This is a genomic window from Longicatena sp. (assembly GCF_982403165.1).
The window spans coordinates 20,587-30,464 of the sequence record NZ_CEVYEL010000032.1 but is presented as its reverse complement, the minus strand read 5'-3'; the positions used below and the strand labels follow the sequence as shown (position 1 = coordinate 30,464).

Here is a 9,878-nt window from a genome sequence, read left to right as displayed (position 1 = left end):
GAACCGTACGTACGGTGGTGTGAGAGGGTGATTTATTTCACCCTACTCGATTGTATGTAAAAAAACCCCCTAAACTCAGCATTTTATCATAAGCCGCTAAATCGTTATTATCCCATATATACCCATTCAGTATTTCATACGATTACAAGTAAAGGGTGCGAGAAAAGAGGTCTTTATCATAAAAAGAAATTATTTTTAGCAATACAAGAATATTGATACATTTCATAGTTTATAAAACAAATATGACATTATGAACGTAAAATATTTTTATATCCGATATAAGTAATGGCAAAATAAGATCCATAGATAAGTGTGATAATACACGCTGTATAGAAAGAAGGGATAAGGATATCACTTTTACCGAATAATAAAACTAATTCATTTACGACTTGAATACCGATAAAACTATGTAAGAGTGCTAATAATAATGGCAGGAGAAAGTATATACTGATTTGTAAAAAGATAGAACGATTTAACATTTTCTGATCTGTACCAATCTTGGTTAATATCGCATAGTGTTTTTTATTATCATTTGCCTGTGATAACTGTTGAAGTGCTAGGATGATGGCACTAGCAATCATAAAGACGATGCCAAGATATAAACCAATATAAGTAAATATCACCGACATGCCTTTATTGGCTTCTTTAACTATTTGCGCTGAACGTCCTAGAAAAGGATAGTGATTAGCACTTTTTGTATGTAATTTTTGATTTACCATTTGATCAAATGCAGTTTCCTTGGTAGGGTCTTTTAATTCGACATTCCAAGCTTTTACATAGGGAAGCGCATCTGAGGGAATAAGCTCATCCTGTATGATAAAAACAAAGGTATCATATCCGATATTGCTGGAGGTGTACATGGAAACAGCTTCATAAGTATCATTAATTATCGTTAGTGGGGTATTATATAACTGAATAGTAGGATGAGCAGCAAGAATATCAGAAACAGCTTGATCAAACAAAGCCATGGTCGTATAAAGATAAGTTTCATTTGATTTCAAATGAAGTTTAGAATTCCCGGTTTTTTCTAAAACATAATTAAAGTCACTAAGGGGAACCACCAGTATAGAAGTATTTAATTCATTCGTATTTATAAGATTGCGCAGTTCTTTATCGCTTACATATTTACTGAAGGAATGCACATCACTTTGCAGTTTTGTCATATACATGCTAGTGATTCTTGTTTCCTGTATATTAGGATCATCGCTTATTCCAAGTTTATCAATAACTGCTTGAAATTGCTCGTTGTTCATTTGTTTAGGATGTTTTCCCCATGGATATTGTAAAGATAAGGAATAATCAAAAGGGGTCACATTACGTATACTCTTATTAATGGTTGCATTCATGTTCCAGCCGGTAGATAATGCCCCGATACTTATTAACAGCATGATGCAAACAATGCTCATTGAAATATAGTTTGAATTTATTTTGGCATTGATCTGGTTCAGAATAAAGATATTTAAGTTTTTTAAATAAATAGTATGAAATCGTTTGATAATTGTTATCAGAAAGCCAGCCAAAGACATGAAAAATAAGAAAGTTCCTATGCTGCCACAGAGGATGATGGTTGGTAGATGATCGAAGGAAAGTATCAGACTTTTTTCATATAAAGCCTTATGATATGTAAAAGCGAGTATGGCTAGGGAAAGGATAAATAGCGTAAAAGATAAATAAACCTTTTTAATGTGCATGTGTTCAATGATGTGTTCTGCTCTTACTAAGTCTATCAGTTTATAGCGGTTCAAAATGAAGGTATTAAACAACATGACAATAAAAAAGATGATACTAAAGGAGAAAATGGTTAATATAGTGGCATTATTTGAGTAGATAAAATGATAATCTAAAGAAACCTCAAATAAATTGGCGGTGACGCTTGTCAGGATTTGGGAAAGAAAGATGCCGATAAGCATGCCGGTAAACAAGGATAAGATACCGATAATAAATGTTTCATACACCAAGACACGGGATATTTTGTTTTTTGGCATTCCAAGTAGCATATATAAACCAAGTTCTTTTTTTCTGCGCCGAATCAAAAAGTTATTTGCGTATAAAATAAGAAAGGCTAAGACAATAGCAATAAAGATGGAAAGATATTTCATGGTATAAACCAGAATTTTAATCATTTCCATCTGTGATTGACTGACCTCCATGACTGCCTGTTGTTCTTGAAAGGAATTAAACATATAGAACAGACAGACAGAAAAGGCTAAGGTCAAGAAATATATGAGGAAGTCTTTATAACTTTTTCGGACATTGCGCAGGGCAAGTCTAAAGTACATTACTAATGTCACCTCCCAATAGTGTGACAACTTCCATAATACGGGAGAAAAATGCTTTGCGCGTGTCATTGCCGCGATGAAGTTCGTTAAAAATCTTACCATCCTTGATAAATAAAATACGATGAGCATAGGATGCGGTGAACGCATCGTGGGTTACCATCATGATGGTTGCGTTAAATTCTTGATTTAAATGTTCCATAGTATCTAATAGCATACGACTGGATTTGGAATCTAAAGCACCTGTTGGTTCATCTGCCAATATCAAGCTTGGATTGGTGATTAATGCTCGGGCACTTGCGACACGTTGTTTTTGACCGCCGGACATCTGGTAAGGATATTTTTGTAAAACATCAAGAATATTTAATTTATGAGCTACTTCTTTGATACGTTTATCAATCGTATCTGGTTTCACTTTTTGGATGGTCAATGCTAAAGCAATATTTTCATAAGCATTTAAAGTATCTAACAGATTAAAGTCTTGGAAAATAAAGCCCAATTCTTCACGACGAAATTTGCTTAAGTCACCTTTTTTCAATGTTGTAATATCAGAATCATTGATAAAAATGTGACCACTGGTTACCGTGTCGATGGTAGAGATACAGTTTAACAGTGTCGTCTTTCCAGAACCACTGGGTCCCATCACACCAACAAATTCCCCATGTTCAACAGAAAAGCTGATATTATCAACTGCTTTTGTTATGTTACCGCGATTTCCATAATATTTTTGAATTTTATCTACAACTAATACAGGTTTCATAAGCTCCTCCTTTATTTATGCAAATGCTCATGGATGGCATTAAGTCGATATAATAGTATGGTCATAAGAAATAAGAAGAACAGACACCAGTAAATGCCGGTATGTAAAAATGGTGGCAGCAGAGTCTGTAGAAATAAGAGTATCGCCATACATAAAATACAGCCTTCGATTCGATGATTCCATAATGTTTTCATATCATCACCTCCATGGTACACTCATATTTTACGTTATCTGTGTCTGCTACGCCATGGATGTGTATTACAATATACTTACATTTCTGTAAGTTAGCATTTTTATCATCTTCCACACACATCTCTTATGAGCTTTGTTGTGGACAGATATGTAAATGCATTATCTTATAAAAGAAAGAGGCAGATACGAAAACGTATGTATCCTCACATATAAGAAACGTATATAAAAAAACGCAGTTATCGTATCATAAAGAAATGCATAGTATAAAAGCAAACCGTTATCCTTCAAGAAAAATGCTACAGATGCCCCGTTTAAAACAAAGCGTTCTGTAGCTTTTTATCTGCTTACCACAGCTAGGCTAGCAGATCTTGAATTTCTTTTAGAAAAATAGAAACTTCACGTTCACCAAGTGTCTGCTTCAGATACAATCCACAATAATTTTGTAAAAGGTCGCACTGTTCATGAATACGTTTTTGCTCTTCTTCTGTCGTAGCAGCTTTTTCCAATTCTTTTACATAGCGGACAAAGTCAAGCAGAACATAGATAATCAGATAACTGTTTTTTTCACTTGTGTTCATAGTTCTCCCTCCCTGTATGTTCATACTAGCAGAAATTTGTATATTTTACCATAGATATTCCGACATATTATACAATAAAAAGCCTTATATTAAAGGCTTCTAGATAAAATTTATAAAAAATTAATTACTTTAACAGCATCAATGTACTAATGGGAAAATCCAATGTTATAGTAGTGCCTTCACCTTCTGAAGAAGCGGCATGTATACCCAAATATAGTTTATCGCATAAACTCTTACATAAATATAGCCCCATACCGGTTGCTTTCTCATTTATTCGGCCATTTTTACCAGTAAATCCCCGTTCAAAGATGCGTGAAATATCACTTGGACAAATACCGATGCCATTATCCTGAATATGCAGGTGGATCGTATTTTCTTTCCGCTCTGCATAAATGTGCAATGTTTTTTCTTCTTTATCCATGTATTTGATAGCATTTAAAATGATTTGTTCGAGAATAAATTCCAGCCATTTATTATCACTATATACGATTTGGTCAAGATTTGATAATTCTACGCTGATTTTCTGTAAGATAAATATTTTAGAATGCTTGCGTAAAATCTTGGATATACATTCCTGTAGTGATAATTCTTTAATTAGATAATCCTTTTCTACTGATGTGCTGCGGGCATAGAAAAGTGCTTGTTCTACAAAGCTTTCTACTTTTTCTATTTCTTCATGTAAACTATCGGTAATGGCGGATGGATTATTAGAAATCACCAATTTTGCTGCGGCAAGTGGGGTTTTAATTTCATGAACCCACATCTCAATATAATCTTTATAATCGGCTTGTGCACTGCGATAAAGGTTGACATGATCAGCCATCGATTTATCTACCTCATGCAATACTTCCATAAGAATTTTACCATCTAAGAATAAGGGCTCTTCCATCATTTCAGTAAGCAAATATTTTTCATCTAAGGATTGTGCGGTATCTAACAAACGTTGATAAAAAGATGCACGGCGTACATATTCAATGATGAGGATTGCCAGCAGCATGCCCCAATATAATAGAGATACAACCATGATGGCCTGCGTATTATTTCCTATGCCATAAAGAAATAGCACGATAATGGCATAGGTCAATAAGCCTAACAAGATGAAATATAGTTTCTCAAATAAATAATCTTTAATCTTCATAAATAATGTATCCCATACCACGTTTTGTCTGAATCAAATCATCCAATCGCAGATATTCCAATTTCTTACGCAGGCGGTTAATATTGACCGTTAAGGTGTTATCATCAACAAACAGATCACAATCCCACATATGCTGCATCAACTCATTGCGGGAAACAATCTTATTTTTATTTTGAAACAGACAATGCATGATGCGTAATTCATTTTTTGTTAAATCAACACTGTTGCCTTTCCAATTGAGGGTGCTTTTGGATATATCTAAGACGATATCATGAATCATCAATTGGTTGCTGGAAGCGTGCTCATAGGAACGCTGTAAGATACGGGAAATTCTTGCTAATAGAATTTGCAGGTTATATGGTTTTGTCACAAAATCATCGGCACCAAGATTCATGCTGATTAATTCATCCATATCAGAATCACGACTTGTGACGATCATGATAGGGAGTTCACTGTTCTTACGTACTTCGCGGCATATAAAATGGCCGTCTACGACAGGAAGGTTTAGATCTAGCAGTAGTAAATCTGGCTTCTGCTGATGAATATCTTCCAGTAAATGATCAAATTCGGCAGGACCAAAGGCCTCATATCCGTTTTTACTTAAAAAATCACAAAGCTCATTACGTATTTTATCGTTATCTTCAATTACCATAATGCGATACATATCATCACCACCTTGGTTTTATTATAGCTTATTTTGTTAAAAATGAAAAAGAAATTCCGGTGGGAATTTCTTCTATGAGGAAATCGGCTCTTCAATTTCCAGCTTTATTTTTACGATATCATAAGCGGAAGGGCTCATGTGATGCATTAATAATTCAATGCGGGCAAGCTCTTCATTTAGAAATAAAAGGGGAATTTCATCCATGCGCAGATGGTGAGAGCTGTGAATGCCGGTATGTGTATCTACGCCTGCAAAAAAACGATGGGTGCGTTTACTGCGAATTGCATACATAATAAAAACCTCCTGTTTAGATTATTGACAAGAGGTAACTGCTTTATACGGTAGTTATACTATATGTATAGGAAATTTAGAATTGTATTTTTGAGTGGAGCACTTTGCCTAAGATTTGAATACGTCCATTGCGAAGATCTTCTCCATGAAATAAACGAGGTTCATAAGTAGGATTGCTGGCGACTAATAGTAAAGAGTCTTCTTTTTTGATGATCTTTTTAATCGTAACTTCTTGTCGATCGACTAAAACAACAGCAATCTCTCCACTATTGACATCGCTACAGCTTTTCACATAAACCAAATCTCCATCATAAATGCGCGATCCGTTCATGGAATCCCCTTGTACTTTTAAATAATAATCACCTTGTCTGGCTTCTTTGCGTGTCACCTCTTCATAACCAAGTAGATTTTCTTGTGCAAATAAATCATAACCGGCTTTCACATATCCCAAAATAGGTTTTATCTGGTTGTTTAGGCATGCCTCTACATTAATGCCAAATAATTCCGAGAGTTTTTCCAGTTTCGCCTGAGGTATGTTTTTTGATTCTCCGGATTCCCACCGTTTAACAGTGGATTTTGCTACACCGACATAATCTCCTATAGCTTCCAGACTCAGATGCTCACTAGCACGATAATAACGAATCAGTTCACTTAATGTCATAGCGTGCACCTCACTTTACTTTAGTTTACCATAACTTTTCATTTGTGACAAGTTTTTGGAACACTTGATATAATAATGAGAGGAAAAGTTATCCAATGTTCCAAATTTTATTGAAAAGTGGAACAAAAGAGGTATAATAAATGCGAAAGGCGGGATAATATGCAGGAACGTGTGATTTTACACAGCGATATCAACCATTGTTATGCGCAAATTGAGGAAATGCGACATCCGGAGCTGCGAAAGATACCGATGGCGGTCGGTGGTCATGAAGAGGCTCGCCATGGCATAATTTTAGCAAAGAATGATATGGCAAAAGCTTATCATATTAAAACAGGTGAATCTTTACGTGAGGCTTATGCAAAATGTCCGCAGTTGAAAATCATACATCCGGATTATGAAGCTTATATGTATTATACGGAGCAGGTAAAGGACATTTATCGGGAATACACGGATAAAGTGGAATCTTTTGGTTTAGATGAAGCATGGATTGATTTGACACAATCGATTTCTTTATTTGGCAGCGGAAAAGCGATTGCGCAAGAGATTCAGAAGCGAGTATGGCAGGAAATAGGATTAAGTGTTTCCATCGGAGTCAGTTATAATAAGATTTTTGCGAAACTTGGTTCCGATATGCAAAAGCCAATGGGGCTTGTGGAAATTCGCAAGGATAATTATCAGACACTGGTTTGGCCATTGCCGGTAGAAGATTTATTTTATGTGGGCAGAGCTACCAAAAAGAAACTGCGTTATTATGGTATTGATACGATTGGTGATTTGGCTAATTTATCAAAGGGATGGATGAAAGATCATTTTGGCAAGATGGGAGAGCTTATCTGGTGGTTTGCGAATGGCGAAGATATTTCCGAAGTGGCGTTGAGTGGAGCGAAAGAGCCGGTAAAATCCGTAGGGAATGCCATTACGGCTCCAAGAGATATCAATACCTTTGAGGAAGCGAAGATTATTTATTATGTTTTAGTTGAATCCGTAGCTTCAAGAATGCGTGACAGTGGATTGAGGGGAAATGTAATCAGCATTTCTTTGCGCAATAAAGAATTATCCTGGTTTTCAAGACAGCGTAAGATCATGCAAGCTACCAATATTGCGCAGGAAATCATGCCGGTCGTATTGCAGTTATTAAAAGAAAATTATACTTTTGAACAACCGTTGCGAACGATAGGAGTAAGTGTAAGTGGCATTGAGGATGATCAAGCACTTACACAATTAAATTTATTTACCAGTGAAGAAGAGCGACAGCGCCAGAAGCAATTAGAAATCAGTATTGATCAGATACGCAATCGTTTTGGTTTTGCGAAAGTGCGACGCTGTGTAACATTGCTGACACCGGATCTCTCAGAATTTAATCCTAAGGAAGAACATGTGATTCATCCGGTATCCTTCTTTTAAGTATGATGAAACTGTATAAGCGCTATGTGGATGTATTGACTTTACATGATCGCTATGGCAATCTGATACCCAAGGTCATGATATGGGACAATGGCATGGAATATCCAATTGATCGGGTATTGGAAATCCGCAAGTCAGCATCACAGGTAGGAGGATGTGGCATCTTATATCGCTGTCGTATAGCAGGGGTTGAACGTAATTTATTTCTAGAGAGAACTCGCTGGTTTATTGAAAGTGCAAAACCTTGATTGACGAGGATAAAAATTATCTTTATAATAAAAAAGAAAGGCGGTGAGCAGAATGCTGTATCGGGTATTCAAAAAGCATCGAAGAGCAGAGGGCTTCGCAGTGAAAACAGTGTTGTGCGAAGCCGTTGTCTTAAAAATAGATAGTATCGGTCAATAAACAAAGTTCTTTGTTTTTTTCGTCATATAAAAATAATATGCTGTTTCACATGATAAAGACTTACGCGAATTTTTTTAACAAGGCGAAGTCTTTTCTTTATGTTTTGTATCTTATAAAAAGGGAGTATGATTATGCAATTATGGAAACAGAATAGTATTAAATTTTTAAGTGCCCAAACAATTTCATTATTTGGATCCAGTATCGTTCAATTTGCAATCATCTGGCAAATTACTCTGCAAAGCAAATCCGGTGTTATGATGAGTGTTGCTACGATTTGTGGTTATGTTCCGCAAATGTTGATATCCATGTTTGCAGGGGTGTTAGCAGATCGTTTTTCGCGGCGTAATTTGATTATGTGGAGCGATGGTATAATTGCGTTTTCCACATGGATCGTCGCTATGGCTTTTTTAACAGGCTATCAGGAAATGTGGATGCTGTATGTTGTTTTACTTATCCGCTCTGCAGGAAGTGGTATCCAAATGCCGGCTGTAAATGCTTTATTGCCACAGCTAGTGCCACAGGAGCATTTACTGCAGATAAATAGTATATATAGTGTTATTAATTCGCTGATGATGTTTTTATCTCCTATCATCAGTGGGCTGCTGTTAACACTTATGCCATTAGAAATAGCTTTTTTCCTTGATGTGATAACTGCCCTCATTGGCAATGGCATTATGCTGTTGGTAAGGGTGGATTCACAAAAGCTAAACGCAAACAAGAAAAAGACGATGCAGATGATGAAAGAAGGATGGCAGTATATAAGACATCATGACATGCTGTCTAAGCTGCTGCTCTTTATCTTCTTTGTTATGGTATTTATATCACCTGCTGCTTTTATGACACCGTTATTGGTTGCACGTAATTTTCATGGAACCGTATATGCTCTTTCTATCAGCGAAATGCTGTTTGCCTTAGGTGCTGTTGTTGGCGGTGTCTTGATGAGCATCTGGGGACATCGCCAAAGGCATATTACAATGCTGCTATACTCAACTTTTGTTTATGGTGCATTCATGTTGGTATTAGGAATGGCCGTTAATTTTGCAGTGTATTTAGGTGCTAATTTTCTGATAGGCATATGTATGCCTTGTTTTCAAACGTCTTATCAAACGTATCTGCAAGAGCATGTAGAATCTTTCTTACAAGGTAGGGTATTTGGTGCCGTACAGATCATAAATGCCTGTGCGTTGCCTTTAGGCACTGTAGTGTTTGGACCTTTGGCAGATTATATCGCATTGAAATGGATATTTTGTGTCTGTGCTCTGACGGTTATGCTTTGTGTCATTTTTTTTGTTAGCTATATACATAGAATCAGCGATAAGCATCCACGCTACTAGCGACTGAGGTGAGAATATGAAAAAGCAGAAAGCAAAACCAGCCACAAATAAAAAACCGGCCAAAAAGGATGCCGGTAATAATCAGTGGACCAATGCCAATCTAAAGTATTATCCTGATGAAAGGGAACCTAAAAACGGTCCTTCGGGAGAATAACATTGTCCACAGGTTATGATA

Annotated in this window: 12 protein-coding genes; 4 read left to right on the top strand and 8 right to left on the bottom strand. The window is 36.2% G+C overall.

Going from position 1 to position 9,878, the window contains the following annotated elements:
* Positions 1–248: 248 nt before the first annotated feature.
* The 8 genes from AC1VS3_RS08390 to AC1VS3_RS08355 form a co-directional block, all read right to left on the bottom strand.
* Positions 249–2,183, bottom strand: coding sequence for an FtsX-like permease family protein (locus AC1VS3_RS08390; RefSeq protein WP_270650421.1), 1,935 nt, complete (start codon positions 2,181–2,183; stop codon positions 249–251).
* Positions 2,184–2,268: 85 nt separating this feature from the next.
* A complete protein-coding gene (locus AC1VS3_RS08385; RefSeq protein ID WP_008690006.1) occupies positions 2,269–3,036 on the bottom strand; it encodes an ABC transporter ATP-binding protein in 768 nt (255 codons plus the stop codon).
* An 11-nt stretch (positions 3,037–3,047) separates the two neighbouring features.
* The gene (locus AC1VS3_RS08380) at positions 3,048–3,230 is read right to left on the bottom strand and encodes a hypothetical protein (RefSeq protein WP_008690005.1); all 183 of its coding nucleotides are present in this window, start codon (positions 3,228–3,230) and stop codon (positions 3,048–3,050) included.
* A 351-nt stretch (positions 3,231–3,581) separates the two neighbouring features.
* Entirely contained in the window at positions 3,582–3,806 is a 225-nt protein-coding gene (locus tag AC1VS3_RS08375; protein WP_008690004.1) for a hypothetical protein, read from the bottom strand.
* A gap of 124 nt (positions 3,807–3,930) precedes the next feature.
* Complete coding sequence (locus tag AC1VS3_RS08370) at positions 3,931–4,944, bottom strand: sensor histidine kinase (protein ID WP_008690003.1); 1,014 nt, start codon at positions 4,942–4,944, stop codon at positions 3,931–3,933.
* Positions 4,934–5,608 (bottom strand): response regulator transcription factor, encoded by a 675-nt coding sequence (locus tag AC1VS3_RS08365; protein ID WP_008690002.1) that lies wholly within the window; start codon positions 5,606–5,608, stop codon positions 4,934–4,936. Before AC1VS3_RS08365 ends, AC1VS3_RS08370 begins: the two co-directional genes overlap by 11 nt.
* A 72-nt stretch (positions 5,609–5,680) precedes the next feature.
* Complete coding sequence (locus AC1VS3_RS08360) at positions 5,681–5,899, bottom strand: hypothetical protein (protein ID WP_008690001.1); 219 nt, start codon at positions 5,897–5,899, stop codon at positions 5,681–5,683.
* A 76-nt stretch (positions 5,900–5,975) separates the two neighbouring features.
* On the bottom strand, positions 5,976–6,560 hold the full coding sequence (locus AC1VS3_RS08355; RefSeq protein WP_008690000.1) for a LexA family protein: 585 nt from the start codon (positions 6,558–6,560) through the stop codon (positions 5,976–5,978).
* Between the two features lie 159 nt (positions 6,561–6,719).
* Between AC1VS3_RS08355 and dinB the strand changes: the two genes are divergently transcribed.
* The 4 genes from dinB to AC1VS3_RS08335 all read left to right on the top strand — a co-directional run bounded on the left by dinB (position 6,720) and on the right by AC1VS3_RS08335 (position 9,857).
* A complete protein-coding gene (gene dinB, locus AC1VS3_RS08350) occupies positions 6,720–7,964 on the top strand; it encodes a DNA polymerase IV (RefSeq protein WP_008689999.1) in 1,245 nt (414 codons plus the stop codon).
* 2 nt (positions 7,965–7,966) lie between these two features.
* Positions 7,967–8,212, top strand: coding sequence for a hypothetical protein (locus AC1VS3_RS08345; RefSeq protein ID WP_008689998.1), 246 nt, complete (start codon positions 7,967–7,969; stop codon positions 8,210–8,212).
* Between the two features lie 288 nt (positions 8,213–8,500).
* On the top strand, positions 8,501–9,703 hold the full coding sequence (locus AC1VS3_RS08340) for an MFS transporter (protein ID WP_008689996.1): 1,203 nt from the start codon (positions 8,501–8,503) through the stop codon (positions 9,701–9,703).
* 16 nt (positions 9,704–9,719) lie between these two features.
* Positions 9,720–9,857 (top strand): hypothetical protein, encoded by a 138-nt coding sequence (locus AC1VS3_RS08335; RefSeq protein WP_008689993.1) that lies wholly within the window; start codon positions 9,720–9,722, stop codon positions 9,855–9,857.
* The last annotated feature ends 21 nt before the right edge of the window (positions 9,858–9,878 follow it).

What these genes read in the sequence shown, in the direction of transcription:
- AC1VS3_RS08390 (WP_270650421.1), bottom strand. Translation starts at nt 2,183, where the DNA reads ATGTTTAATTCCTTTCAAGAACAACAGGCAGTCATGGAGGTCAGTCAA.
- AC1VS3_RS08385 (WP_008690006.1), bottom strand. Translation starts at nt 3,036, where the DNA reads ATGAAACCTGTATTAGTTGTAGATAAAATTCAAAAATATTATGGAAAT.
- AC1VS3_RS08380 (WP_008690005.1), bottom strand. Translation starts at nt 3,230, where the DNA reads ATGAAAACATTATGGAATCATCGAATCGAAGGCTGTATTTTATGTATG.
- AC1VS3_RS08375 (WP_008690004.1), bottom strand. Translation starts at nt 3,806, where the DNA reads ATGAACACAAGTGAAAAAAACAGTTATCTGATTATCTATGTTCTGCTT.
- AC1VS3_RS08370 (WP_008690003.1), bottom strand. Translation starts at nt 4,944, where the DNA reads ATGAAGATTAAAGATTATTTATTTGAGAAACTATATTTCATCTTGTTA.
- AC1VS3_RS08365 (WP_008690002.1), bottom strand. Translation starts at nt 5,608, where the DNA reads ATGTATCGCATTATGGTAATTGAAGATAACGATAAAATACGTAATGAG.
- AC1VS3_RS08360 (WP_008690001.1), bottom strand. Translation starts at nt 5,899, where the DNA reads ATGTATGCAATTCGCAGTAAACGCACCCATCGTTTTTTTGCAGGCGTA.
- AC1VS3_RS08355 (WP_008690000.1), bottom strand. Translation starts at nt 6,560, where the DNA reads ATGACATTAAGTGAACTGATTCGTTATTATCGTGCTAGTGAGCATCTG.
- dinB (WP_008689999.1), top strand. Translation starts at nt 6,720, where the DNA reads ATGCAGGAACGTGTGATTTTACACAGCGATATCAACCATTGTTATGCG.
- AC1VS3_RS08345 (WP_008689998.1), top strand. Translation starts at nt 7,967, where the DNA reads ATGATGAAACTGTATAAGCGCTATGTGGATGTATTGACTTTACATGAT.
- AC1VS3_RS08340 (WP_008689996.1), top strand. Translation starts at nt 8,501, where the DNA reads ATGCAATTATGGAAACAGAATAGTATTAAATTTTTAAGTGCCCAAACA.
- AC1VS3_RS08335 (WP_008689993.1), top strand. Translation starts at nt 9,720, where the DNA reads ATGAAAAAGCAGAAAGCAAAACCAGCCACAAATAAAAAACCGGCCAAA.